Below are 23,152 nucleotides of genomic sequence, written 5' to 3'. Positions count from 1 at the left end.
CCGCCGTCTCACCGGCGAGGCCATCATCTCCTGGCGCGACCCGACATCACCGAACCAACTCCGCATACCGGGATGAAACAACGGGAGAAAACGACCTCTCAGCAAGGCGCACCGCATTCTTCCCGCCGGAGTCTTCGACGGACAGATCGGCAAGACCAACAAGCTCGCCGGCTGACATCCGCAGACTGACCCGCCGACTTGTATGGGGGTAGCGGGACGCGGTCGGGTCGGCCGCTCCTGGCGTGCCCTAGGACGCCGATCGTGCCGGAGGCTTCCTGCGGGCTCATGGGCAGTCTCCTTGGCGTTGCCGGTCTCCTTGGCGTTGGCGGTGTTGTTCTGCGGGACGGGTGCCGGGGCGTGTGCGCTGGGCCACGTCCACCGTGGTGGTGCGGTCGCGGGTGTCGGCGGCGGGGGCGATGAAGATGGCGGAGGCGACGAACACCAGGACCACCAGCATGGCCGAGCGCAGTCCGTAGTGGTCGCCGAGGAAGCCGAGGGCGGGCGGGCCCACGAGGAAGGCGACGTAGCCGATGATGGCGACCAGTGAGACGCGGGCGGTCTGGTCGGGGCCCGAGTCGCCCGCCGCCGACAGAGCCACCGGGAAGCCGAGGGAGGCCCCAAGGCCCCAGAACAGTACGGCTGTCGCCGCTATCGCGGCGTTGTCGGAGAAGATGACCAGGAGGAGTCCGACGGCGCCGGAGACGGCGCTGGCGCGTAGGACGGCGGCCCGTCCGAAGCGGCTGAGGAAGAAACTGCCGCTGAAGCGTCCCACGGTCATCGCCGCCGCGAACCCCACGAAGACGAGCGAGCCCATCGCGGCGTCGAGGCCGTGGCCGTCGACCATGAGTAGCGGTAGCCAGTCGTTGGCGGCACCCTCGGCCAGCGCCATGGCCAGCACGATGGCGCCGATCAGCAGCAGCTTGCGGTCCTTCCACACCTGAGGCTTGGACCGGTGCGCCGCACCCGCACCCGAACCCGTAACGGGATCCGGCGTAGTAGTCGGCGCGGTGCTGATGCCGGCGGGCACGGCACGCAGGGCGTGGACCAGCATCCCTGTGGCGAGCAGGGCGACCACGGCCAGGTGCCAGTGGACGGGGAGTGCGGCGGCGGTGGCGGCCATGCCGGCCGAGCCCCCGACGACCGTGCCCAGGCTGAAGCAGCCGTGCAGCGTGGGCAGCACCGCGGTCCCGGTGAGGCGCTCCACGTCGGCGCCGTCCACGTTGATCGCCACCTCACCGCCGCCCATGCCCGCGCCGAACAGGCACAGTCCCGCGGTGACCAGGGGCGCCGACGACAGCGCGCTGCCCCCGCCGATGACGACCGTGCCCGCGATGATCAGGAGGGTGCCGAGCGTGATGACCGGCCGGGTGCCGAACCGGGATACGAAACGGCCGGAGCACAGGATGCCGATCATGGAACCGACGGACAGGCCGAACAGGACCAGGCCCATCTGCCCGGTGGACAGGCTCAGTTGATCGCGGACATCCGGGGTGCGGGTGGCCCAGGACGACATGGCGATGCCGGGGAGGAAGAACAGGAGGAACAAAGCCTGACGGCGTCGGCGTACGGCGCGGTCTTCCAAGGGTGAGCTCCGCTGGGTTCGGAAGGAGGAGTCAGGAGTGAGGAGTCGAAAGAACGGTTCGGCAGGCGATACGTCGGCTCGCCTGCCGAGTATCTGCACACTCGGCAGGCGATCGACAAGGGAAGATCGACGAAAGAAGAGGGACAGTCGGCGGTCGGGAAGTGCTGTGCCCTACTGGGCGAAGCCCTCAACAGGTCGGTGTGGACCGGGATCCGGACGTGCCGGCCGTCCTCGCCCGTGGTTCCGGGAATCCCGCGACACGGTGGGTCTCCAGAGGGAGCCGTGATGGCCGAATGCCGCCTGTGCACGGGTGGTTGAACGGCATACGCTGTGCGACCTTCGCGTACTGGGGGGTCTGGTGAACGGTCTCCGTACAGTCATTGTCCGTGCAGTCATTGTTCGTGCGGTTGTCGTCTGTCTTGTGATCGCGTGTGCCGGGGTGGTGTCGCCGGCCGCGGCGGTGACACCGAGCTGGTCGGCGCTGCCGGTGCCGGCGGCGGTCCCGCCGATGACCGTGTCCGATCTCGCCGCCCGCGGGCCCGGCGAGGCGTGGGCGACCGGGTACGAGAACGCCGCCGACGGAATGCGGCCGATGCTGTACCGGTGGGACGGCACGACGTGGAGCCGGGACACCACCTTCCCCGGCGCCGGTGAGTGGGGCTGGCTCGGCAAGGTGCAGTTCGTCGGCGAGGAAGTGTGGATCTTCCACAGCCGTGACGGGGCGGGAGAGATCCTGCGCCGGTCGGCGGGCGGGTGGAGTGTCGTCCCGCTGCCGCAGACCCTGTGGATCTACCAGGACTTCGCCGCGGTACCGGGTGCCGCTTGGGTCGTCGGTCAGGACGACACCGGGCTGAAGGTGCTGCACTACGACGGTTCCGGCTGGACCGCACAGTCCACCCCGGACGATGTGCTGTACGTGATGGGGATCACCGCGCGTACCGCCACCGACGCCTGGGCCTGGGCGGACACCAGCACCGGCACCACCGTCCTGCGCTGGGACGGCACGGCGTGGCAGGACGCGAAGGTGACGCTGCCGCCGAACAGCAACGTGCACACGATCCTGCCCGAACCGTCCGGCCGGGTCACGATCGGCGGCAGCCAGTACACCGACGGCGTGGCCCGCACCTACCTGATGACCTTCAACGGGCGCGCCTGGCGCACCACCTACCCACCGCTGGGCGACACCCACACCGAGGCCATGGTGCGCGGCCCGGACGGCGCGCTGTGGCTGCCGGTGCGCAGCGACCGCGCCTTCCAGTCGAAGTACGCACGGGTGGACGGCTCCCGCACCACCTTCTCCTACGGCCCGGAGCGTACGAACGCGATCGACGTCAAGCCGCGAGCACTGACGAGGGCCGGGTCCGCACTGCTGTCCTTCGGGACCGCCGAGATCTACGGCTCGAAACCGAACCTGATGAGCGAGCGGCTGGGAGGCCGACCATGAGACGTCGGCTTCTCGTCGTGGCCCTCGCTGTCGCCATGACCATCCTGGCCATCATGACCCCGGCCGCGGCGGAAACCCCGTCCTGGCAACACGTTCCGGTCCCGGCACAGGTACGCCCCCAGGCCGGGCTGAACGAAGCCGTGGCGTTCGGGCCCGACCGAGCGTGGGCGGTGGGCGCGGACGCCGTCGGCCGCGAGGCGCCGGGCTTCCCGCTGCTGCTGCGCTGGGACGGAACCGCGTGGCAGCGCCAGAGCCTGCCCGGGACCGGCTGGCAGGGAGAGCTGCTGTCCGTCGCCGCGACCTCACCGACCGCGGTCTGGGCGGTCGGCCGCGACTCGGCGGGCGGCGCCCACCTGCTCCGCCACGACGGAAAGTCCTGGTCGGTGAGCCGGCCGCCGCGCGGTGTCGTACTGACCAAGGTCGTCACCGGCGGCGGCGAGACCTGGCTGATCGGTTCGCGGGACGGCGCGCAGGTGTTGCTGCGCCGGGACGGGAGCGGCTGGCGGGACCTGCCGGTGCCGCCGGGAGCCGTGTACGGCCTGCACATCAAGGCGGCCGACGACGTCTGGGCCGCGGGCGAGACCATCTCGGGTGCGGCCGTGTCGCACTGGGACGGGCAGGCGTGGCAGCAGACGATCGTGGACGGGTTCCCGCGGTCGGCCGTGGGCAGTGTGCTGGCGGTCTCGCCGACGGAGGTGTGGGCGGGTGGCACGGCCGGGTTCGTCGGCGGCCCGGTGGGCCGGCCGATTCCGCCCCTGCTGGTCCGCTGGGACGGGCAGGCGTGGAGCCGGGTGACCATGCCCACCGACTTCGGCGGTGTCACCTCACTGGCGGCCGGCCCGTCCGGCGAACTGGGCTGGGTCGCGGTGTCCCGCTCGCAGAAGAGGGACCCGGACAGCTTCCCGCCGTTCGTCCCCGGGCCGGATTTCCTCGCCTGGAACGGAGAGTCGTTCACCGGGCACAGCGAACCGGCGGTGGCCGGCGAGGGGCGCTCCACGCTGCTGCGGCTGGCACCGGTGCCGGGCACGGGGACGGTGTGGTCGGTCGGCCGCGCGGAGGGTCCCGAGGGCACCTTCGCCCCGCGCATCCTGCGGTTCGGCTGAGCCGACGGACGGGGCTCCGCCCGAAACGGACGGAGCCCCTACGGTCCTGGACTCGGCCGGCGCCCGCTCACGTCATGACCGCGTGGAGCCCTCCGTCGACGTGCAGGATCTCGCCGGTGGTGGACGGGAGCCAGTCCGAGAGGAGCACCGCGCAGGCCTTCGCCGTCGGTTCCGGGTCGTGGACGTCCCAGGGGAGTGGCGGGCGGGTGCGCCAGATCTCCTCCATACGGTCCACTCCGGGGATCGAGCGTGCTGCCAGGGTGCGGACCATGCCCGCCGCGACGAGGTTGACGCGGATGCGCCGTTCCCCGAGGTACATCGCCAGGTAGCGGGTGACGGACTCGAGCGTGGCCTTGGAGACGCCCATCCAGTCGTAGCCGGGCCAGGCCAGGGCCGCGTCGAAGTCGAGTCCCACCACGGACGAGTCCTCCTTCAGCAGCGGGATACACGCTGTGACAAGGGCCTTGAGGGAGTACGCCGACACTTCGAGTGCCGTCGCCGCGTCCTGCCATGACGTCTCCAGGAAGGCGCCGCCGAGCGCGGACTGCGGGGCGAACGCGATCGAGTGCACGATGCCGTCGAGGCCGCCCAGACGGTCGGCGATCGCAGCCGACAGTGCGTCGAGGTCGCCGCGATCGGTGACGTCGAGCCGGATCACGGGCGCGGGCGCGGGCAGCCGCTCGGCCATCGCCTCCGTGATGGGCAGGGCCCGCCCGAAGGAGGTCAGCGCCACCTGGGCGCCCTCCTGCTGGGCGATCCGCGCCACGTGGAAGGCGATCGACGTGTCGGAGAGCACGCCGGTGATCAGCAGCCGCTTCCCGGCGAGCAGACCGCCGCCCTTTGTCGTCTCCGTTGACGTCGTCTCCGTCGTCTCCGCCGTCTGCGTGTTCATACGCCCATCCCGAGGCCGCCGCTGACCGGCAGGAACGCGCCGGTGAGATACGAGGCGTCCTCACTGGCGAGGAAGCGCACCACGTTCGCCACTTCCTCCGGGGTGCCGGGGCGGCCGAGCGCGGTCATGGAGAGGTACTCGGCACGTCGTTTCGGGGTGACGCCCGCGACCATGTCGGTGTCGATGAAGCCAGGGGCCACGACGTTCGACGTGACGCCCCGACGTCCCAACTCGCGAGCGAGCGAGCGGGCCAGGCCGGTGAGGCCCGTCTTCGACGCCGCGTAGTTGGCCTGCCCGGGAGACCCGAGCATCCCGGAGAAGGACGAGATGAAGACGAGCCGGCCCCAACGGCCTTCCAGCATCCCGGGGATGGCCCGCCGCGCGGACCGGAAGGCGCCCACCAGATTGGTGTCGAGGATCTCCAGGAAGTCCTCGTCGGTGGTCTGCAGCGCCAGCTTGTCCCGCATGATTCCGGCGTTCGCCACCAGGACCTGCACCGGACCGTGCTCGGCCTCGATCTTCTCGTACGCGGCGTCCAACGAGTCGGAATCGGTGACGTCGCAGCGGACACCGAAGAACCCCTCCGGAGGCTCGCCCGACCGATGGCCGACTGCCACTCGGTCGCCCTGCGTGGCGAAGGCGCGGGCGATGGCCAGACCGATCCCGCGGTTTCCTCCGGTGACGAAGACGGACCGGTTGCCGGTCATCGTGTGCCTGCTTCCTGTAGGACGAGGACGGCGTTCTGCCCGCCGAACCCGAAAGAGTGGCTGGTCGCCGTCGTGACGCGCTGTTCGCGCGGCGCGCCGCTGACGACGTCGATGTCGATCTCGGGGTCGAGTTTGTCGAGGTTGGCGGTGGGCGGCACCAGGCCGTGCTCGATGGTCAGGGCCGTGTAGGCCACCTCGATGGCGCCCGCGGCGCCGAGCGCATGTCCCGTGACGCCCTTGGTGGAGGTGACAGAGGGCCACCCGCCGAGCACGCGATTGATCAGCTGGGACTCCATCAGATCGTTCAACTTGGTTGATGTGCCATGGGCGTTGACGTGGTCGACGGCCTCGGGGGCCACGTCCGCGTCGGTGAGCGCCGAGCGCAGGGCGCGCTCCACGCCCGCTCCTGCCGGGTCCGGCGCGGAGGCGTGGTGCCCGTCGGCGCTGGCTCCGAAGCCCGCGACCAGCGCACGGACCGTGCCGCCCCGCGCTCGCGCGTCCTGCTCGCGCTCCAGGACCAGCACGGACGCCGCTTCCGCGGCCACGAAGCCTCCGCGGTCCGCGTCGAAGGGGCGGGATGCCCCCGCCGGGTCGTCGGTGCGCCGGGACAACGCGCCCATCCGGTGGTAGGCGGCCATCGGCGTGGGGGTCAGCGGTGCCTCGGACGCGCCGGCGAGCACGATGTCGCAGACGCCGGACTGCAGCATCTGACGTGCGGTGCCGACCGCTGTGACGCCGGAGGCGCAGGCGGTGGCGACCACCAGGTTCGGGCCGAGGGCCCGGCAGTGCATGGCGAGATATCCGGAGATCATGTTGACCGGCCAGTTCACCATCACCAGCGGCGAGACCTGGTCAGCGCCTTCTTGGTGGTACGTGCTGTGGGCGTCCTCGTAGGAGGCCGTGCCGCCCAGCGCGTTGCCCATGACGACGCCGACCCGGGCGCCGTCCCACCTCTGCGGGTCGAGGCCCGCGTCGGACAAGGCCTCCTTGACGGCCACCAGAGCGAGTTGGCTGACCCGATCCAGGCGCCAGGCCGTCGAGCGGCCGAGCAGGGTGGTGGCGTCGAAGCCGGGGACCCGGCAGGAGATGTCCACGGGCAGTCCGGCGAGCGCCGGGTCACGCTGTGCGGTGGAGCGGCCCGACAGGAGCCGCTCCCAGTTCGCCGTCACTCCGATGCCGGCCGGGGTGACGAGGCCGATTCCCGTGATCGCGACGGGCGCGTCCCGTCCGGTGCGCTCGGTCATCGGGCGTTCTCCGCTGCCGTGTTCACCAGCTCGTACAGGTCCGAGACGGTGCCGCCGCTGTTGAGGTCCTCGGTGGGTATCACGAAGCCGAGCCGCTTCTGCAGGGTCAGCGCGACCTCGATGAGCGCCAGGGAGTCCAGCTCGATGTCCTCCAGGACGGTGTCGGGCTTGATGTCCTCGCGCAGGACGCCGAACTTCTCCTCCAGGACCTGGGAGAGGATCTCAAAGGTGGGGGGAGTGAAGGTGCTCATGGCTGATGCCGCCTTTCGGGCGTGGGGTGGGGTGGGAACGAGTGGGGCGTGAACGTGCCTGTGGTTACACGGACTTCAGCGAGGGCCAGGTCAGTGCCGTGGCCCCCCACGTGGCGCCGCCTCCGAAGGCGGCAAGGACGACGCGCGCGCCGGGAGCGAGGTCGCCCGCCGCGTGCGCGTGCGCCAGGGCGAGCGGGATGGAGGCCGCCGCCGTGTTGCCGACCCGGTCCAGGTGGATGACGAGCCGGTCCGCCGGGATGTCCAGCTGCTCCGCGACGGCCTGCAGGATGCGCAGGTTGGCCTGGTGGCCGACCAGCCGGTCGACGTCGCCCGGCTGCCATCCGGTGTGGGCGAGTGCGGCGCGCGCCGACTCGGACATACGGGCCACGGCGTGTCCGAAGACCTCCCGGCCCCGCATGGAGAAGTAGCGGTCGGCCGGGTCGGTGCGTTCGGGGTCGGCGTCGGGGTGGGGCTGCTCGGAGCCGCCGGCCCGCACCGTGATCAGATCGGCGAGCGATCCGTCGCTGCCGAGCACGATCTGGCCCAGGGCGCCGGGATCGCCGGGTTCCCCGGCGCGCAGCACCACCGCGCCCGCGCCGTCGCCGAACACGACGGCACAGGAGCGGTCACGAGGGTCGATGAGGGTACTGAAGGCCTCGGCGCCGATGACGAGGACCTGTTCGGCCGCTCCGGAGGCGATCATCCCGGCGGCGGTGGTGAGGGCGTACAGGAAACCCGTGCAGACGGCGGAGACGTCGAAGGCCGGGCGTCCGGTGAGGCCCAGGCGGCGGGCCACCTCGGGGGCGCTGGCCGGGCAGGGGCGGTCGGGTGTGGTGGTGGCGAGGACCACGGCGTCCACGTCCGCCGTGCCCGCCGACTCCATGGCCCGCGCCCCGGCCTCCGCGGCGAGGCGGGAGGTCGGCATGCCGGCGGACACGAAGTGCCGGGTGCGGATGCCGGTGCGGGTGCGGATCCACTCGTCGGAGGTGTCCATGCGGGCAGCGAGGTCGTCGTTGCTGACGAGGTCGGGCGGCAGCCAGGCGCCGATGCCGCTGATGACGGCGGCTTTCATGGGCGGCCTCCTGGGACGGGGGCGGTGCGGGCGGCGGGCCTCACGCGTCGCCTCCCGTGGCGAGAGCGGTGCCTGCCGCGACCAGTGCGTCGACCCTGGCCGCGGCGGCCGCGGCGCCGGTGAACTCGACGCCGTGCCATCCGGCTTGCTCCGCCCCGGCGCAGTTGACCGCCAGGTCGTCGACGAGCACGCACTCCTCGCGGCGCACCCCGGCCCGCTCGGCGGCGAGGCGGAAGATCTCCTCCTCGGGCTTGCGGCAGCCGGACGCGTACGAGAGCACCACGGCGTCGAAGAGACCTTCGGGCGGTACGGCGAGGCGCCAGTGCCGGTCCCAGGCGGGCGGCATGTTGGACAACAGGCCGACGAACACGCCCTGTTGGCGCAACCGGTGCAGGGTGTCGAGCCAGGGCCGGTTGACGGCACGGTCGGCGAACCAGCGCGTGGGATAGTCGCTGAGATCGACGCGGATGCCGTTGTGTGTCGCGAGGGCCTCCTCGACGCGGCGCTCCCAGGTCTCCTGGGTGAGCAGCGGGGTGTCGAGCGGCGCCAGGATGTCGTCGCCGGCCCCGCAGTCGCGGGACACCTGCCGCATGGCGGCGAGCAGTGTGGCCGGCGGCACGCCGAGCCGGGCGCAGAAGGTCTTCATGGACTCGGCCACCGGAGGGGTCAGCACGCCGCCGTAGTCGGTCCAGACCGCGCGTACCGGCCCGGTCCCGGGCGCCATCAGTGGTCCTCCGAGACGCCGACGGTGATCTCGCTGACGGCGGTCCCGTCCTGCCGGAAGCGGACGGCCACCTCGTCGCAGGTGCGGCGCACGGCCGACACCCTGACGGGGGAGTCGAGTTCGGCGAACCGGGCGAACGTCGAGCGGTAGCCGGTGATCCGCACGCCGGTGCCCGCCGCGAGGAGCGCGGCCTGCCGGGCGGCCTCCATGAGGATCATCGCCGTGTAGTGGTCCTGCGGGTGGTCGAAGTGCGTGCGGTGCCCGGACGGCACCGCCACCACGGCGGCGACTCCGCCGGCCACGCGGCGGGCGTCGGCGAGCGCCACGTTGGCGGGGTCCCGGCGGGCCACATCGGCGGGCGGCACGGGGATGCCCGGGGGCACGGCGGGCAGCGAGTCCGACAGGGGCGGCGCCGACCTGCGGTGGTAGCGCCGGACGATCTCCGCCTCCTCGGCCGGGGAGTAGCGGGCGGAGATGTCGCAGCGGCCGAACGGCACACCGTCGTGGAGCAGCTCCAGGACGTACCGAGCGGCGCGCACCGTTCCCGAGCGGACCTGGCTGCGGGTGACGGCGGCCTGGATGTTCAGCTCGCGGGGCCGGTCGTGGGCCGGCAGCGAGGTGTCGCCGACGAGGTCGAGTGTCCAGTCGGTGACATGGAAGGCGCTGTCCCTGGCGACGCCGAGGCCGCGGTGGGCGACGCAGGTGGCGGTCTGCCGGCAGCACTCGAGGAGAAGCATGCTGTCGGGGGCCTCGGCGGCCGGTCCGGTGTGGTCGCCGAAGTAGTGGTGAGCGGGAGGCAGTTGGGCCGCCGCGAGGTAGTTGTCCGCGGTCAGGTCGGCGTAGTCGGTGAGGAAGACCTCGCTGACCGCCCAGCGGTGGACGTCGCCGCGGTCGACCGTACGACGGTAGGAGAGGGCCGGAGCGGATGGGGCCGCGTCCGGTGCGAGGGCGCTCTGGGGGAGGGGCATCGGTGTGCTGCTCCTTGGGCAGTGGCCGGTCTCGTGGTCCACATTCTTCGAGCGACCGGCCGCCGCCAGCCAGGGCCTTCTGCCACCCGTGCGGCTCATACCCTTGAAACCGCTACCAGTTACCTCTGGGTAGGGCGTCCGGATTGTCGTGTTGTATGCCAATTGGCCTGTGTGGAAGGCGAGTTCACGTCCGGGCCCGGCGCCCCGCCCGGCGCGGTCCCACCGCAGGCCGCATGGCAGGCCGCACGGCCGCCGGGGCCGGATCCCCGGCCGGAAAAGTCGCTCAGGGTGGTGTTGGACTCAGGGGTATCGCGCGCACCAGGCCCGGCCGTTCGAGTTCATGCACGATGGTTGTCCGGCGCACCGCCCGTGCCGCAAGGCGCGAACCGGCCAGAGGGGCCGGCGCGGCGCTCACCTCTCCCCCAGCCACCCCCGCGTACGCCATTCCCGTATGCCCGTTCCCCCTGAACGCAGGAGGTGTGACGCATCACCGTGGACAGCGAAGCACTGGTCGTCGGCGCAGGGCCGACCGGCCTGATGATGGCCACCGAGCTGATCCGCCGCGGGATCGACACCAGGATCGTCGATCGCGCGGCCCGAAGGAACCCCCATGCGAAGGCGATCATCCTCCAGCCACGTGCGCTGGAGGTGATGGCCCGCCTCGGCCTGGAGGACCGTATCCGCGACGCGGCGCTCCCCGTCGTCGCCGCCAACTACTACACCCGCGGCCGCCGCGTCGCCCGCATCAACTTCCGCGGTCTGAAGGGCAGTCGCTTCGGCACCCCCCTCTCCCTCCCGCAGAACGAGACCGAGGGGCTGCTGCTCGACGCCCTGCACGAGGCGGGCGGCTGGGTCGAGTACGGGCACCGGCTGGCCGCCCTCGCCCAGGACGCCGACGGCGTGGACGCCGACCTGTTGGGCACCGTCCACCGCACGGGCCGGCTGCTCGGCTGCGACGGCGCGCACAGCGCGGTCCGCGAGCAGCTCGGCGTCGCCTTCACCGGGCCTACGTACCCGCAGTCGTTCGTCCTCGTCGACGGTGAGTGGGACACCCCGCTCGCGCATGCCGAGGCGCACTACTTCATGGGCCCCACGGGCGTGCTGGTCGTCGTCGGTCTCCCGGGCGGGCTCATCCGTGTCTTCGGCAGTGCTCCTGAGAGCGCGGGGCCGGAGAACGTCGAGGAGACCGTGCAGGCCATCGCCGCCCAACGCAGCCCCGTTCCACTGGAGTTGACCTCCGTCACCGGCGCGGGCCACTTCCGGGTCCACCGCAAGATGGCGGACCGGTTCCGCGACGGGCGGGTGCTCCTCGCGGGCGACGCCGCGCATGTGCACAGCCCGGCCGGCGGACAGGGACTGAACACCAGCATCCAGGACGCGCACGAAGCGGCCTGGCGGCTCGCCGGCGTGATCAGGGGCAGGCTGCCGGCGGCCGAGCTGGCGGCCTGGGAGCGGGAACGTATGCATGTCGCGCACGCCGTGGTCACCGACACCGACCGGCAGACCCGCCTGTGGACCTGGGGCGGCTGGCGCGAGCGGGCCCGCGACCTCGCAGCGTCGGCCGCCGAGCGCAGTGGTGTCCTCGACCGCGTCCTGCCCTCCCGCCTCGCGCAGATGGACCTGCGCTACCCCGCCGAGGGGCCCGCGCTCGGCTCCCTCGGCCCCGGAACGCGGCTGCCGGACATCCCCCTACCGTCCGGCGGCCGCACCCACGACCTGCTGCGCGACGGGCGGCACGCGCTGCTCGTCCTCGCGGGCCGCACCCCCTTCCCCGGGCGGAACGTGCCCGCCTGTGCGCACCTGGACGCGCGGACCGCCCGCGCCCTGGGCGCCCGCCGTCCCGGGGCGGTGCTCGTGCGCCCCGACGGCGTCGTCGCCGCGGCCGCCGCCCTCACCGATCCAGCCGCCCTGCGCCGCCTGGAACAGCTGCTGCCCGCCGGGCACGGCTGCACGGGGACCGGCCACCACGCCCCAGCACCCGTATCCCACGAGGAGAAGGAATGACCACCACCACACCGCGCACCCTGGACCGTGTCCTGCTCGGCGGCCGCCTGGAGGTGTCCGCGATCGGCCTCGGCTGCATGGGCATGGCCGAGTTCTACGGAGACCGCGACGAGGCCGAGTCGGTCCGCACCATCCACGGCGCCCTCGACCGGGGCATGGACTTCCTCGACACCGCGGACATGTACGGAGCGGGTCTGAGCGAGGAGATCGTCGGTCGCGCGCTGGCCGGCGGACACCGCGACCGGGCCACGCTTGCCACCAAGTGCGGTCTCATCCGTACCCCCGACGGTGTGCGGGTCGACGGGAGTCCCCGGCACATCGCCGAGGCGGTCGACGCCAGCCTCAAGCGCCTGGGCACCGACCACATCGACCTGTACTACCTGCACCGCATCGACCCCAACGTGCCCGTCGAGGAGTCGGTCGGTGCCATGGCGGAGCTCGTCGAGGCCGGAAAAGTACGGCACTTGGGCCTGTCCGAGGCCGGTGCGGCGGCGATCCGCGCCGCGCACGCCGTGCACCCCATCACGGCGGTGCAGACCGAGTACTCCCTCGCCAGCCGCAACCCCGAGCGCTCCGTGCTGCCCACGGTGCGCGAGCTCGGCATCGGCTTCGTCGCCTACAGCCCCTTCAGCCGGGGGTTGCTCTCCGGGGAGCTCTCCGGGGCCGAGCTGGCCCCGGACGACATGCGCCGCGGCCTGCCCCGGTTCTCCGATGACAACCTCGGCTTCAACCAGCGCCTGGTCACCAGGATCGGCGAGCTGGCTTCCCAACTGAGCTGCTCACCCGCGCAGTTCGCCCTCGGGTGGCTGGTCGCGCAAGGCATCGTGCCGATTCCCGGAGCCCAGCGGCGTACGCACATGAGTGAGAACGCGTCCGCGGGAGCCGTCAAGCTGACCCCTGAAGTCCTGCGCCAGGTCGAGGAGATCGCACCCGCGGGCGCCTTCGCTGGCGAGCGCTTCCCCGACCATCTGCTGGCGCTGGTCCAGGAGGACTGAGACACCGGACGGCCCGGGTGCGGTGCGACCGCACCCGGGCCGTCCGGTGCTCCCTCACCTCACCAGGACGGCCCGCTCGCCCCCTCTGCCGGAGCGATGAGCCGGTCGGTGAGCGAGGCGAGCCGTCGCTGGGTGTCGGCGCTGTAGGCGAGGCGGTGCGCCTTGGCCCGGCGGCTCTCGTTGTAGTACTGACCGCTCGCGCCCCGCGCGCCCTCGTCGATGGCGTGCAGCACGGCCGCGGTTCCCTCGGCCACCGAGGACCAGGGGCGTACCCCGGCCTCGGTGACCATCGTGGTGTCCATGTAGTTCGCGGGGTGTACGCAGTTGACCCGGATGCCCTCACCCGCGTACTCCTCGGCGATGGTGAACGTGAAGGCGGCGAGCGCGAACTTGCTGCGCGTGTACGCTTCCATGCCGTCGTAACGCCGGGTGAACTGCACGTCGTCCGGGTCGACGGGGCTCTGCCCGATCGAGCCGATGTTGAGGACCTGTGCCGAGCCCGCCGCGCGCAGCGGGGAACGAAGGGCGTGAGTGAGGACCACCGGCGCCAAGTAGTTGACGGCGAACCGCAGTTCATAGCCGTCGCGGCTCACCTCGCGGCGGTGGGAGTCACGACCGGCGCCCACGCCCGCGTTGTTCACGAGCAGCCCCAGCGAAGGGTGCTCGGCGGCCACCTTCCTGCCGAGCTCGGCGGCCTCCCGCAGGGACGAGAGGTCCGCGAGATACGGATGGGCCGTGCCGCCCGCCGCACGCAGTTCGTCGACGACCTCGGCGCACCTGCCCCCGTCCCTGCCGTGCACCAGGACGGTCCAGCCGCGGTCGCCGAGAGCCCGCGCGAGACTCCTGCCGAGGCCAGAGGTGGCCCCGGTCACCAGGGCGGGGGCGCTCGGCCGCGGCTGTCCCTCGCCGCTCTGCTCTGTTCGGCGCTCTTGTCGGCTCATGAACTCGGTCCTTCCTCCGGAGCCGTAGGCGTACGGAGTTCGATGGCGACCATGACGAGGGTCTGGTCGGAGAGGTTGTGGACGTAGTGCCGCATGGGCAGGGACTCGCCGCGGTTGTGCACCACCTGGCCCGTCTCCAGCGTCACGGCTTTGATCAACTGGCCGTTCTCGTCCAGGGATTCGCCGTGCGCCCCGGACAGCACCACGGTCACCCAGGGGTGACGGTGGGTGTGGGCGGGCCGCTGCCCGCCGGGCGGCACGGTCTCCACCCAGCACTTGACGTGCTCCTCGTCGATGAGCAGGTCGGTGCCCAGCTCCTGCCAGGGTTCAAGCGGCATGGTGGGCCTCCGTGCGGTGGTCCGCGGGGCGGGGCGCGGCGATCCGGGAGAGCAGCCGCCGTGGATTGTCGACGAGGAGGGTGCGCACGATCTCCTCGTCGATGCCCGGCTCTTTCAGGAGCATCGGCAGGACCCGCTCGAAGAGATGCACATAGCTCCAGCCCGGATACGTCCGTTCCCGCTGCTCGGCCGTCAGATAGTCGATGTGCACCGGGTGGTCCTGCGAGACGAGCAACTGGGCGCTGTGGCCCGCCCGTACGAGCGCGGCGAGGGTGGCGTTGCGCTGTTCGTCGGGGGCGAAGGGCGTCATGCCGTACCGGTCGTAGCCCAGTACGCAGCCGGTGTCGGCGAGGGCGCGCAGCCCGTCGAGGTCGGCGGAGTCCCCGGCGTGCGCCACGACCACGGAGCCCGCGGCCACGCCCTCCTTCTCCAGGATCCGCACCAGCTGAAGGCCGTTGCCCTCGAAGGGGTCGCAGTGCACGACGACGGGGACACCGGTCTGCCGGTGCACCTCGGCGACGACGGCGGCCATCCGGTGCGCGGCCGCGTCCGGCGGGGTGCGCTCACAGGCGAACTTCACCAGGCCCGCCCGTACGGTGCTGTCCCCGATGCCGGTGGTGACGTCGCGCAGGAGCAACTCGATCAGCGGGTCGTCGGCCTCGATGGCGGCGCCGGGACCGCGGAAGCGGGCGAAGAGCGGGATGCCGTCGACGCTGTAGACGCCGGTGGCGAGCACGATGTTCACCGGGGTGTGCTCGGCGACCGCCCGCACCAGCCCGATGTCGCGGCCCTGGCCCAGCACCGTCATGTCCACCAGGGTCCGCACACCGGCCGTGTAGGCCTGTGTCAACTGGCGTACGGCCTCACGTACTCCGGCCTCGCGGTCCCACAAGTGAGGGAAGTTCGACTGGAATTCAGGACTCAGCACGAAGAGATGTTCGTGCGCGAGTGTGACGCCCAGCTCCGCCGCGGCGACCGGGCCGCGGACCGTCGGAATCGGGTCGTGCGGGAGTGGAGTTTCCGTGCTCACAGAGAACCGCCTCGGAACGACAGCCATGGCGCCGAGCGGACCAATGCGCCCGACGACAACCCATGGTGGCGCGCCCGCGAAGGCCTAACCAGGTGGTGTTCCAACTAGCATGAATCCCCGCCTCCCTGCTTCTCGTGCGAGCTGAGAGCGTCATATGTGGCCGGGCCGCCACTTCTGTTCCCGGCCGACAGGCACTCGATTCGCACGTGACCAGGAGACGACCTTGTCAACTTCCCCCGCATCCCCCGTTTCTTCCACAACCGCCGCCCCTCTCTCCGGCGCCCGCGTCGTGGTGATCGGCGGCTCGTCCGGCATCGGCAGGGCGGTGGCCCGTCAGGCCGCCGCCGCCGGTGCGCAGGTCGTTGTCGGCTCCCGCTCCCAGGACAAGCTGGAGCAGACCTCCAAGGAGATCGACGGCATCACCACCGGCGTCGTGGACGTGACCGACGAGGACAGCGTGCGCGCCTTCTTCGCGGGCATCGACTCCCTCGACCACCTCGTCGTCTGCCCCGGCGACATGGCCGTCGGCTCCGTCTACGACGTGTCTCTCGACGATGTGCGCGCCGCTCTCGACACCAAGATCATCGGACAGCTCGTGAGCGTCCGGCACGCCGGCAAGAAGATCTCCGGTGAGGGATCCATCGTGCTGATCGCCGGTGCGGCCGGGTTCAAGCCGTACGCCGACATGAGCGCGACCGCCGCGGCCAACGTGGGCATCGCGGGCATGGGCCGCTCCCTCGCCGTCGAACTCGCCCCGGTGCGCGTCAACGTCGTCGTCGGCGGCATGATCGACACCCCGCTGTGGTCGTTCCTGCCCGACGACGCCCGCGCCGGCCTCTTCGAGCAGACCGCGGCGGGCACGCCGGTGGGCCGCATCGGGCAGCCCGACGACGTCGCGGTGTCGGTGCTGCACCTCCTGCAGAACACCTTCGCGACCGGTGCGGTGCTGCACGTCGATGGCGGCGGCACGCTGTGAGTAAGGCGGCACACGGCGGTGCGACGGGCCTGGCAGGGCCGGTCGCACCGCCGCGGCCGCGGGCCGGCCGGATCACCGTGCTGCTGCTCGCGGCCGCCTGCGGTCTGTGCGTGGCCAACCTCTACTACCTCCAGCCGATCCTGCCCGAGCTCGCGGCGTCGCTGCACCGCACCCCCGGCTCACTCACCTCGTCCGTCTCCGCCACTCAGGTCGGCTACGCGCTCGGTCTGTTCGCGCTGGTGCCGCTGGGCGACGCCGTCGACCGCAGGCGGCTCCTCACCGTCCTGGTGACCACGGCGGCCGCCGTGCTCGCGGTGATCCCGTGGGCTGGTAGCGGCCCCGGCGCCCTCCTCGTCCCGCTGTTCTTCCTGCTCGGCCTGGTGAGCGTCGCCGCCATGGTGATCGTGCCGCAGGCCGCCGGGATGGCACCGCCGGAGCGGCGCGGGCAGGTGGTGGGCACCGTGATGACCGGGGTCATCCTCGGCGCGCTGCTGTGCCGGACGTTCGCCGGCGTGGTGGCCGAACTCGTCGACTGGCGGGCCGTGTTCTGGGGCGCGGCGGTCATGATGCTCGCCGTGTGCGTGACGCTGCGCCGCATCCTGCCCGCGCAGCCCGCCCAGGCCACCCTCACCGCCCGCGGCTACGCCCGGCTCATCGGCTCGCTGTTCGCCCTCGTCCGCAGCCGGCCGGTGATCGTGGAGCGCTGCCTGTACGGTGCCCTGGGCTTCGCCGCGTTCACCGTGCTGTGGACCGCTGTGCCGCTGCGCCTGATTCAGGGGCCCTACCACTACGGTTCCGCGGCGATCGGCGCGATGGGGCTGCTCGGCGCGGGCGGTGCACTCGGCGCCAATCTGGCGGGCAGGTTCGCCGACCGGGGGCGCCAGCGGACCGTCAGCGCCGCGGCGTTCGCGCTCATCGCGATCTCGTTCGCCGTGGTGTCGGCCCTGTCGTCCTCGCTGCTCGTGCTCGGCGCGGCGATCGTCCTGATCGACTTCGCGGTCCAGGCCGCGCACATCTCGAACCAGACGACGGTCTTCGGCCAGGTCGGCGACGAGATGCGCAGCCGGGTCACCACGGTCTACATGACCTGCTATTTCCTCGGCGGCGCGGCGGGCTCCGCGCTGACGGGCCCGTTCTGGGCGCGCGGCGGCTGGCGTGACACCGCCCTTCTGGGGGGCGTCGCCGGTGCCTGCGCGCTGCTCCTTCTCCTCGGTTACGCGGCCGTACGTCGCGCCGTGACCTCACGAAAGGCGGCTGCGCTCACCGATGCCTGAGATATCCGTTCCCGACGTACCTGTCCCCGGCATACCTGTGACACCGCGGATTCCCGCGCAGAACGTACCCGCGATCACCCGCGACGACCCCCGCTATCGCTCCCTCACCAGGCGCTCGCGCAACACGCGCTTCACGGGCAGCCCGGACCGCGTCCATGTGCCGCGCACCGCGGAGGACGTGCGCCGGGCGGTCACCGCCGCCGTCCGCGGCGGATCCCGGCTGGCGGTCCGCGGCGGAGGCCACGGCCTGGAGGGCTTGGTGGACGACCCGGCCGTGCGCACGCTCATCGACCTGTCCGAGCTGAACGACGTCACGTACGACGCCGGACGGCGGGCCTTCGGCATGGGGGCGGGCGCGCTGCTCGGTTCTGTCTACCGCTCCCTGTACCTGAACTGGGGCGTTGTCGTGCCCGGCGGCACCTGTCCCTCGGTCGGGCTGGGCGGCTACGTCCAGGGCGGCGGCTTCGGCGCGCTGTGCCGGCGGCACGGGCTGATCGTCGACCATCTGGAAGCGGTGGAGGTCGTCGTCGCCGACGGCCCGGGTGAGGCGCGCACCGTGGTGGCATCAAGGGACCCTGCCGACCCCCATCACGATCTGTGGTGGGCGCACACCGGTGCGGGCGGTGGCAACTTCGGTGTCGTCACGCGCTATTGGTTCCGCTCTCCGGAGGCGGAGACGGACGCCCCGCAGGATCTGCTGCCCCGGCCCCCGGAGACGGCCCTCTTCGCCTCCGCCGAGTGGCCCTGGGAGTCACTGAGCGAGCGGGACTTCGCACGGCTCGTCCTCAACCACGGCGAGTGGCACAGCAGGGAGGACGGCACGGACCCGGCGTACGAGAGCCTGTACAGCGCGCTGTACCTCAACCAGCGCGCGGTCGGCCGGATCACCCTCGGCGCGCAGCTCGACGGCTCGACTCCCGATGCCCGCAGGCAACTTGATGAGTACATCGCGGCGGTGGGCAACGGCGTGCGGGCCCCGTGCCGGGTCACCCGCACCGAGATGCCGTGGCTTCAGGCCACTCAGCGGGACGTGGAGAACAGGGGAGAACTGACGCGCTCCAAGAGCAAGGGCGCCTATCTGCGCCGACCGTATTCGGTCGCGGAGACCGAGCTGCTCTTCCGGTATCTCGCCGATCGCGGATATGACGGGCATACGACAGTGGTGCTGTTCTCCTATGGCAGGAAGGTCAACGCCGTGGACTCCGCGGCGACCGTCGTCGCCCAACGGGATTCGGTGCTCAAGAGCTATCTCGGAACGTATTGGACCGATCCCGCCGAAGACGAGCGGCACATCCGCAGACTCAGGGAGTTCTACCGGGAGTTGTACGCGGAGACAGGTGGGGTGCCCGTCTCCGACGCACGCACCGACGGGTCGTACATCAACTATCCGGACATGGATCTGGCTGATCCGCGCTGGAACACCTCAGGAGTTCCCTGGCATGCGCTGTACTTCAAAGGGAATTACCCCCGGCTCCAGGGGGTCAAGGCCGTCTGGGACCCGCAGGACGTCTTCCGGCACGCTCTGTCGGTACGAGCGTCCGACTGAGCCCCCGGCCGAGTGCAGCCGCACCCTGATCCGCTCCTCGACAAGATCGCGGAAGCGCGCGAGCAGGTGGTTGTCCAGGACTGGCTGGTAGACGACCAGGGTCGCGTCCACGCCCGAGAGCCGCAGCTTCACATAACCGAGTTCGATCCGTCCGAGTGTCGGATGATCGAAGCAGCGTACGGAAGGGACGGGCGGCGCGAGATCGAGCCGCTCCCACAATTCCCGGAATTCCGGGTACTCGCCCTGCAGGTCGTCGATCATCTTCGCGTATTCGGGACGGGCGAGTTGATCGGCGGCCTGGGCGCGGAACAGTGCGGCCGTCTCCAGCGCGTCCTGCTCCCAGTTAGGGTGCATTTCCCGGGTCCGCTCGTCGAACATCATCACGAGAGTGTTGCGGCGGCTCTGTTCCAGGGATTCGAAATACGGGTGCAACGCGCAGAATCCATGGTTCCACGCCAGCACATCGAAGCGGTGGTTGACGATGAAGGCGGGCAACGGGTCCTGGAGTTCGAGGAACGTCAGATATTGCGCGGGAATGTTTTCCCTGGAGCGGGTGATCTGCACCGCAGGCGGTAATTTACCGGCCAGCCGGAAAAGATGTCCGGTCTCTGTCGAATCGAGCCGCAGGGCTCGTGCGAGACCATTCAGGACCTGGCTCGACACCCTGATTCTGCGGGCTTGCTCGAGCCATGTGTACCAAGTCACGCTCACCCCGGCGAGTTGGGCGAGTTCTTCTCTGCGCAGGCCCGGGGTGCGGCGGCGGCCATATGAATTCTTGATTCCAACGGCATCCGGCGTGAGCCGTTCGCGCCGGTTCCGAAGGAATGAGGCGAGTTCTTTTCGCTGCCGTTCTGTGGTTACCATGCTGCACTCCCGCTAGCATCATGATCCCGCTGGAGTTCGGCGGATTTCTCCAATGTACAGCCCGTACCCGCACTTGTGTGCAGAGGTCAGTGATCGCGGCCTCCGTCAGGGATCCACCTTTGGTGGAATTTTTTCGAAGTTTTTACCCGGCTCATCGGTGGTAACTCCGCTTTAACGTTCGGGACTCCCAAGGTATCTCGCCGGCCGCAATGGATGTCCGGTACGTTGGGCCAGATTTTACGCGCACAGGAGTATTACTCGCGGGTGTCCTGAGCGGGTCCGTCCGGCCGGCCGGTTCGGTGGCCGACGGGCGGTACTGGGGACTGTATTCGGCTGAACTCGTACTCAGGCAGCGGCCGCCTGCCGGTGTGGGGCGGCTGGCTCGACGTGACCGATTCGGTCGGTCCGGTTGTCGCGGTCGATGTCGGGGTGGGCGTAGGGGGTCGGCTTCGGTGCGGAGTTCGCGGATGGTGAGGACGCCCCGCTCGCCGGTGAGCCCGTGCTTCCGCCCGCCTTCTCGGTGCCGCCCGGATCGCGCACGCTGAGGAACAGCGTGGTCGCCGCGGCGATCGCCAGCACTGCGGTCACGGCGACGGCGATCTTCCTACGGCTCCGTGGCCGACCCCCGGCCCCCGGGGAGTCGTCGGCCGCGGCCTGTCGAGTCGGGTGGGCATGGGTGGTACGGGCCCGTCCGGTGACGGCGGCACCACCGTCGTCATCGTCGGTTGCGCCCACCGCGGTGTCGCACCTGACTCTGCCTGCGCGAGCAGCGTGGCCGGTCGTGCCGCGTCGGGACGGGCCGCCGGATCCCGTACGAGCGGCGCCTCACCCGCATATCCCCCGCTCCCGTACGCTCACGTCGGCAACGGTGTGAGATCAGGTCGGGTGGACGTCCGAACCGTCCGACCGCGCCGCGCCGCCCCCCGCCCTTCCTCTGCGGGGGGCCGGTGGAACCTTGAAACAGCCCGCTCGTGGTCGATATTTGTTCGAAGGTGTCTGCTCTGCGGCAACGGCAAAGAGACTCCGTCCCCGAGAGTGTGGGCGGAGCCCTGGGGCGCTGGAAGGGAAATCCGCTGCGGGCGGGTTCGAGAACCCCTCCGAGCTGGCGCAATCGCCTGGTAGCCCCGTGCCATTTTTGCTGTACGACGGAGTTGGGGACGCATTGGGGACACAAGGACAGGAACAGACTGACAAAGGAAGGGGAGCGCCGACGCAGATCACCCCATCTGACCTGCAATAACGCCACGGATCAGCGTAGAAACGCAAGGGCCGCCAAGATCCCGAATAGACTCATAATCCGTCGGCCGTGGGTTCGAGTCCCACCCGCCCCACCTGCGCAGGCCTCTGACCTGCGGAAACGTTCCTTGTGAGCTGTCGGGGCGTCAACTTTGGCTCAACGGACTGAATCCGCTGCTCGTGGGTTTGGCGCCAGGTTGGTCTGTGTCGGCTGATGTTGCTCTGACCTGCACGTATGCGCCCGGAAACGTAGCTGGTGAGGCGTGTTCTGGTCGGCTCTGCTGCGGCGTTGAGGCCATTCTGAGGCCGAAGGTATGGGGAAGTACCCGGGAGACTGGGCTCCGACGAGTCGTCTGGGTATGGCTCAGGGCTTTGGAAGGTGTGTCTCGTACATGCGGACGGCGACGATCAGGCCGGTGGCGGCGGTGAGGGCGGCGACGGTCCAGATCGCGGTGGTGATGTCGTAGGCGTCGGCGAGGAAGCCGGAGAGGAGGGCGCGACGGCGAAGCCGCCGTCGCGCCACAGGCGGTAGACCCCGACGGCGCGGGCGTGCCTTCCCGGTCCCGTCTCCGGTGCGCACTTCAACCCTCAGCACGTCGAGCGCCCGCCGGTCCGGCGTCAGCATGCGGTCGAAGAGTTCGATGGGGGTCCTCTGGGTTGTGGACCGCCCGGGATGTGCCTTGGCCATGGCCGGTAAGTGGTGAGGAAACGGCCCCGAGAGAAAGCGGCCTCGCAGGGAGCCCTCGACGGTTGTCGGGGGCGGTCGAGGCCGAGTCTCGTTGAGGCGTGCTGACAGCCGCGAGGGACGGCGGTCGGACGTCCACGGTCGCACGGCGACCTGCACCCCGGCGTGCCGAGGTAAGCGGCTGTTCCACCGCGGTGTCCCATTCTGTCCTTTGACAGCGAAGCCAGTCGCTCGGGTCGCACTGCCCTGCATCGACTGGATTGGATGGCAAACGATCACATGGGGGTTGCTGGTGTTCCTGAGGGACGTGTCAGGAGCCGCAGACCGCAGCCTCAGCTGCCCGGGTTGCACGCGTCCCGGCGTTCACGGCTTGGAGTCCGTGTCCTCGTCCGGGGAGAAAAGATCCTCGATCGGTTCGCCGAACACGGCGGCGATCTTGAACGCGAGCGGCAGGCTCGGGTCGTAGCGGCCCGTTTCGATGGCGTAGACCGTTTGCCGGGAGACGCCGAGGCGGTCGGCGAGGTCAGCCTGGCTCCAACGACGCATCGCCCGCAGTTCCCTGAGTCGGTTCTTCATCGGGTTCGCGGGGTCTTGAACAGCAGGGCTGCGATCCAGATCAGGATGCTCACGATGAAGCTGATCTGGACCAGCTGCCGCAGGTCGCCCACGCCGGCTGCCTGGAGAAGCCCGACGGTGTGGATCGACATGACCAGCACGCCGAACCCGATCGCCAGGGCCTCGAGCTGGCAACGGCGCTGGTACTCGTCGGCGCGGCGCAGGCTCCTGATCACGGCCCGGACGACCCACAGCGCCGGCGCGAGATTCAGCAGCGACCAGAACAGTTTCCATGAGCCCGCCGAACCGAAGAGGCCGAACTCCGAGATCAGGCTGAGCAACACGAGGCCGATGACCGCCGGCAACCAGTCGACGAACCAGGCGCGGGCGCGGACTATGTCGCTTCGGCTCTGGCGGTTCTCCTGCGATTTCTCCATGCGGCAAACGTAAAGGTGACTTGTCTTAACGTCAAGGACCCTTGTCACGCGGCGGCGGACGTGAGCATCGACCACCGCCCCTGAGGCTCCGCGCGCCGCACGAAATAGCCCGGAGCGTGCCGACGCTCTCGCTCACCGTTGCCAGTGCAGCCACGCCTGGTCGTTGCCGACCAGTACCAGCCCGGGAAGTGCGCAGTCGCTGCGGCCACCCAGCACCCCCCGGGTGCTCCTCACGCGACTAGGTTCGCTGGCAAGGAGGCCGAAACGACTGGGTTCGCTGTCAA

The 23,152-nt window shown here is 70.7% G+C and carries 22 protein-coding genes and 1 pseudogene; 7 read left to right on the top strand and 16 right to left on the bottom strand.

The features are described from left to right. Positions 1-283: 283 nt before the first annotated feature. Positions 284-1,582: an MFS transporter gene (locus OP79_RS40580; protein ID WP_078492330.1), complete on the bottom strand. Its 1,299-nt coding sequence runs from the start codon at positions 1,580-1,582 to the stop codon at positions 284-286. Positions 1,583-2,003: 421 nt separating this feature from the next. Between OP79_RS40580 and OP79_RS40575 the strand changes: the two genes are divergently transcribed. Then, positions 2,004-3,026: a hypothetical protein gene (locus OP79_RS40575; RefSeq protein WP_033327925.1), complete on the top strand. Its 1,023-nt coding sequence runs from the start codon at positions 2,004-2,006 to the stop codon at positions 3,024-3,026. Further along, positions 3,023-4,129 carry a beta propeller repeat protein gene (locus OP79_RS40570; RefSeq protein WP_033327923.1) on the top strand — a complete coding sequence of 369 codons (1,107 nt, stop codon included), beginning with the start codon at positions 3,023-3,025 and terminating at the stop codon, positions 4,127-4,129. Before OP79_RS40575 ends, OP79_RS40570 begins: the two co-directional genes overlap by 4 nt. Positions 4,130-4,196: 67 nt before the next feature. On the opposite strand, the gene fabI is transcribed toward OP79_RS40570, so the two are convergent. The 7 genes from fabI to OP79_RS40535 all read right to left on the bottom strand — a co-directional run bounded on the left by fabI (position 4,197) and on the right by OP79_RS40535 (position 9,987). Continuing rightward, positions 4,197-5,021, bottom strand: a complete 825-nt coding sequence (gene fabI / locus OP79_RS40565; protein WP_051745392.1) for an enoyl-ACP reductase FabI — start codon at positions 5,019-5,021, stop codon at positions 4,197-4,199. Further along, complete coding sequence (locus tag OP79_RS40560) at positions 5,018-5,728, bottom strand: SDR family oxidoreductase (protein WP_033327921.1); 711 nt, start codon at positions 5,726-5,728, stop codon at positions 5,018-5,020. The genes fabI and OP79_RS40560 overlap by 4 nt, the downstream gene beginning before the upstream one ends. Further along, the gene (locus tag OP79_RS40555) at positions 5,725-6,972 is read right to left on the bottom strand and encodes a beta-ketoacyl-[acyl-carrier-protein] synthase family protein (protein WP_211270956.1); all 1,248 of its coding nucleotides are present in this window, start codon (positions 6,970-6,972) and stop codon (positions 5,725-5,727) included. The genes OP79_RS40560 and OP79_RS40555 overlap by 4 nt, the downstream gene beginning before the upstream one ends. Beyond that, positions 6,969-7,223 carry an acyl carrier protein gene (locus tag OP79_RS40550; RefSeq protein ID WP_033327919.1) on the bottom strand — a complete coding sequence of 85 codons (255 nt, stop codon included), beginning with the start codon at positions 7,221-7,223 and terminating at the stop codon, positions 6,969-6,971. The genes OP79_RS40555 and OP79_RS40550 overlap by 4 nt, the downstream gene beginning before the upstream one ends. A 64-nt stretch (positions 7,224-7,287) precedes the next feature. Then, positions 7,288-8,295, bottom strand: a complete 1,008-nt coding sequence (locus OP79_RS40545; RefSeq protein ID WP_033327917.1) for a beta-ketoacyl-ACP synthase III — start codon at positions 8,293-8,295, stop codon at positions 7,288-7,290. 40 nt (positions 8,296-8,335) lie between these two features. Continuing rightward, positions 8,336-9,019: an HAD-IA family hydrolase gene (locus tag OP79_RS40540; RefSeq protein ID WP_033327914.1), complete on the bottom strand. Its 684-nt coding sequence runs from the start codon at positions 9,017-9,019 to the stop codon at positions 8,336-8,338. Further along, a complete protein-coding gene (locus OP79_RS40535) occupies positions 9,019-9,987 on the bottom strand; it encodes an AfsA-related hotdog domain-containing protein (RefSeq protein ID WP_051745391.1) in 969 nt (322 codons plus the stop codon). Before OP79_RS40535 ends, OP79_RS40540 begins: the two co-directional genes overlap by 1 nt. A gap of 492 nt (positions 9,988-10,479) precedes the next feature. Here OP79_RS40535 and OP79_RS40530 point away from each other — a divergent pair, with 492 nt between their 5' ends. Continuing rightward, entirely contained in the window at positions 10,480-11,991 is a 1,512-nt protein-coding gene (locus tag OP79_RS40530) for an FAD-dependent monooxygenase (RefSeq protein ID WP_051745390.1), read from the top strand. Continuing rightward, complete coding sequence (locus OP79_RS40525; RefSeq protein ID WP_211270955.1) at positions 11,988-12,986, top strand: aldo/keto reductase; 999 nt, start codon at positions 11,988-11,990, stop codon at positions 12,984-12,986. The genes OP79_RS40530 and OP79_RS40525 overlap by 4 nt, the downstream gene beginning before the upstream one ends. Before the next feature lie 59 nt (positions 12,987-13,045). Here OP79_RS40525 and OP79_RS40520 read toward each other — a convergent pair whose 3' ends face one another. Genes OP79_RS40520 through OP79_RS40510 form a run of 3 tightly spaced genes read right to left on the bottom strand, consistent with a single transcriptional unit; the run spans position 13,046 to position 15,295 of the window. After that, on the bottom strand, positions 13,046-13,927 hold the full coding sequence (locus OP79_RS40520; RefSeq protein ID WP_078492328.1) for an SDR family NAD(P)-dependent oxidoreductase: 882 nt from the start codon (positions 13,925-13,927) through the stop codon (positions 13,046-13,048). Next, positions 13,924-14,265 carry a cupin domain-containing protein gene (locus OP79_RS40515; protein ID WP_033327912.1) on the bottom strand — a complete coding sequence of 114 codons (342 nt, stop codon included), beginning with the start codon at positions 14,263-14,265 and terminating at the stop codon, positions 13,924-13,926. Before OP79_RS40515 ends, OP79_RS40520 begins: the two co-directional genes overlap by 4 nt. Continuing rightward, positions 14,255-15,295, bottom strand: coding sequence for a phosphotriesterase family protein (locus OP79_RS40510; protein WP_051745388.1), 1,041 nt, complete (start codon positions 15,293-15,295; stop codon positions 14,255-14,257). The genes OP79_RS40515 and OP79_RS40510 overlap by 11 nt, the downstream gene beginning before the upstream one ends. 223 nt (positions 15,296-15,518) lie before the next feature. On the opposite strand from OP79_RS40510, the gene OP79_RS40505 reads away from it, so the two are divergent. The 3 genes from OP79_RS40505 to OP79_RS57480 are packed head-to-tail and all read left to right on the top strand — an operon-like array spanning position 15,519 to position 19,091. After that, the gene (locus OP79_RS40505) at positions 15,519-16,271 is read left to right on the top strand and encodes an SDR family oxidoreductase (RefSeq protein ID WP_157857444.1); all 753 of its coding nucleotides are present in this window, start codon (positions 15,519-15,521) and stop codon (positions 16,269-16,271) included. Continuing rightward, on the top strand, positions 16,268-17,545 hold the full coding sequence (locus OP79_RS40500) for an MFS transporter (RefSeq protein ID WP_078492326.1): 1,278 nt from the start codon (positions 16,268-16,270) through the stop codon (positions 17,543-17,545). The genes OP79_RS40505 and OP79_RS40500 overlap by 4 nt, the downstream gene beginning before the upstream one ends. After that, positions 17,538-19,091, top strand: a complete 1,554-nt coding sequence (locus OP79_RS57480; RefSeq protein WP_078492325.1) for an FAD-binding oxidoreductase — start codon at positions 17,538-17,540, stop codon at positions 19,089-19,091. Before OP79_RS40500 ends, OP79_RS57480 begins: the two co-directional genes overlap by 8 nt. A 93-nt stretch (positions 19,092-19,184) precedes the next feature. Here OP79_RS57480 and OP79_RS52715 read toward each other — a convergent pair. From OP79_RS52715 to OP79_RS50755, 5 genes and pseudogenes are all read right to left on the bottom strand, one after another. After that, a pseudogene (locus OP79_RS52715) lies at positions 19,185-19,955 on the bottom strand (helix-turn-helix transcriptional regulator); the annotation flags it as partial. Positions 19,956-20,300: 345 nt separating this feature from the next. Further along, positions 20,301-20,690, bottom strand: a complete 390-nt coding sequence (locus OP79_RS55580; protein WP_157857443.1) for a hypothetical protein — start codon at positions 20,688-20,690, stop codon at positions 20,301-20,303. An 865-nt stretch (positions 20,691-21,555) separates the two neighbouring features. Continuing rightward, entirely contained in the window at positions 21,556-21,879 is a 324-nt protein-coding gene (locus tag OP79_RS57475; RefSeq protein WP_245685618.1) for a hypothetical protein, read from the bottom strand. A 360-nt stretch (positions 21,880-22,239) separates the two neighbouring features. Continuing rightward, a complete protein-coding gene (locus tag OP79_RS40485) occupies positions 22,240-22,452 on the bottom strand; it encodes a helix-turn-helix transcriptional regulator (protein WP_033327906.1) in 213 nt (70 codons plus the stop codon). Next, positions 22,449-22,868: a hypothetical protein gene (locus OP79_RS50755; RefSeq protein ID WP_051745383.1), complete on the bottom strand. Its 420-nt coding sequence runs from the start codon at positions 22,866-22,868 to the stop codon at positions 22,449-22,451. Before OP79_RS50755 ends, OP79_RS40485 begins: the two co-directional genes overlap by 4 nt. Positions 22,869-23,152 lie beyond the last annotated feature (284 nt).

Source organism: Streptomyces yerevanensis (genome assembly GCF_000716805.1).
Taxonomy (GTDB): Bacteria; Actinomycetota; Actinomycetes; order Streptomycetales; family Streptomycetaceae; genus Streptomyces; species Streptomyces flaveus.
Note: the sequence above shows the minus strand (reverse complement) of the source record. Positions and strands in the feature narration are given on the sequence as shown.

What these genes read in the sequence shown, in the direction of transcription:
- OP79_RS40570 (WP_033327923.1), top strand. Translation starts at nt 3,023, where the DNA reads ATGAGACGTCGGCTTCTCGTCGTGGCCCTCGCTGTCGCCATGACCATC.
- fabI (WP_051745392.1), bottom strand. Translation starts at nt 5,021, where the DNA reads ATGAACACGCAGACGGCGGAGACGACGGAGACGACGTCAACGGAGACG.
- OP79_RS40560 (WP_033327921.1), bottom strand. Translation starts at nt 5,728, where the DNA reads ATGACCGGCAACCGGTCCGTCTTCGTCACCGGAGGAAACCGCGGGATC.
- OP79_RS40555 (WP_211270956.1), bottom strand. Translation starts at nt 6,972, where the DNA reads ATGACCGAGCGCACCGGACGGGACGCGCCCGTCGCGATCACGGGAATC.
- OP79_RS40550 (WP_033327919.1), bottom strand. Translation starts at nt 7,223, where the DNA reads ATGAGCACCTTCACTCCCCCCACCTTTGAGATCCTCTCCCAGGTCCTG.
- OP79_RS40545 (WP_033327917.1), bottom strand. Translation starts at nt 8,295, where the DNA reads ATGAAAGCCGCCGTCATCAGCGGCATCGGCGCCTGGCTGCCGCCCGAC.
- OP79_RS40540 (WP_033327914.1), bottom strand. Translation starts at nt 9,019, where the DNA reads ATGGCGCCCGGGACCGGGCCGGTACGCGCGGTCTGGACCGACTACGGC.
- OP79_RS40535 (WP_051745391.1), bottom strand. Translation starts at nt 9,987, where the DNA reads ATGCCCCTCCCCCAGAGCGCCCTCGCACCGGACGCGGCCCCATCCGCT.
- OP79_RS40525 (WP_211270955.1), top strand. Translation starts at nt 11,988, where the DNA reads ATGACCACCACCACACCGCGCACCCTGGACCGTGTCCTGCTCGGCGGC.
- OP79_RS40520 (WP_078492328.1), bottom strand. Translation starts at nt 13,927, where the DNA reads ATGAGCCGACAAGAGCGCCGAACAGAGCAGAGCGGCGAGGGACAGCCG.
- OP79_RS40515 (WP_033327912.1), bottom strand. Translation starts at nt 14,265, where the DNA reads ATGCCGCTTGAACCCTGGCAGGAGCTGGGCACCGACCTGCTCATCGAC.
- OP79_RS57480 (WP_078492325.1), top strand. Translation starts at nt 17,538, where the DNA reads ATGCCTGAGATATCCGTTCCCGACGTACCTGTCCCCGGCATACCTGTG.
- OP79_RS57475 (WP_245685618.1), bottom strand. Translation starts at nt 21,879, where the DNA reads ATGGCCAAGGCACATCCCGGGCGGTCCACAACCCAGAGGACCCCCATC.
- OP79_RS40485 (WP_033327906.1), bottom strand. Translation starts at nt 22,452, where the DNA reads ATGAAGAACCGACTCAGGGAACTGCGGGCGATGCGTCGTTGGAGCCAG.
- OP79_RS50755 (WP_051745383.1), bottom strand. Translation starts at nt 22,868, where the DNA reads ATGGAGAAATCGCAGGAGAACCGCCAGAGCCGAAGCGACATAGTCCGC.